1 protein-coding gene is annotated in these 753 nt (G+C 59.4%); it reads left to right on the top strand.

The features are described from left to right. On the top strand, window positions 1–745 hold a 745-nt coding region (locus ACVDHI_RS20745; RefSeq protein ID WP_447212479.1), incomplete at its 5' end, for an IS3 family transposase. Between the last annotated feature and the right edge of the window lie 8 nt (window positions 746–753).

The following is a 753-nucleotide window of genomic DNA, read 5'->3' as shown; positions in this document are numbered from 1 at the left end:
GCGGGTGCAGCAGAGAAGTGAGTTACGGTGTTTGTTCAAAGAGAGTAGAGGCTCAGCTGGCAGCCGGGCCTTGATGTCAATGATGCGGGCACTGGGGCATCAGATTGGTCGGTTCAAGGTGCGTCGCCTGATGAAGGAGGCCGGGCTGGTCTCCAAACAACCGGGAGCTCATCGTTATCAGGTCGCGCGGTCTGAACGACCGGATATTCCCAATCTTCTGGCGCGTGAATTTGATGTCCAGCAACCCAATCAGGTGTGGTGCGGCGACATCACTTACGTATGGGCAGGTGGCCGCTGGCATTACCTGGCCGCGGTGCTCGACCTCCACACCCGACGGGTCGTGGGCTGGGCGATGTCCGGCAGGCCTGATGCTGAGTTGGCCGTGAAAGCGCTCGACATGGCGTATCAGCAACGGGGCTGCCCGTCTGGCGTGCTGTTTCACTCCGACCAGGGCAGCCAATACGGCAGCCGGGTATTTCGGCAACGGCTGTGGCGCTATCGCATGACCCAGAGCATGAGCCGGCGTGGCAACTGCTGGGATAACGCGCCGATGGAGCGGCTGTTCAGGAGCCTCAAGACGGAATGGCTTCCGACCACGGGGTACATGAGCCTGCGGGAAGCCAAGCGGGATATCAGCTATTACCTAATGGATTACTACAACTGGCGGCGCCCGCATCAACACAATGATGGGATACCGCCAGCAGAGGCCGAAAATCGGCTTAACTGTGTGTCCGGATTTAGTTGACCACTACA

Source organism: Aeromonas sp. 25-248 (assembly GCF_053005425.1).
Note: the sequence above shows the minus strand (reverse complement) of the source record. Positions and strands in the feature narration are given on the sequence as shown.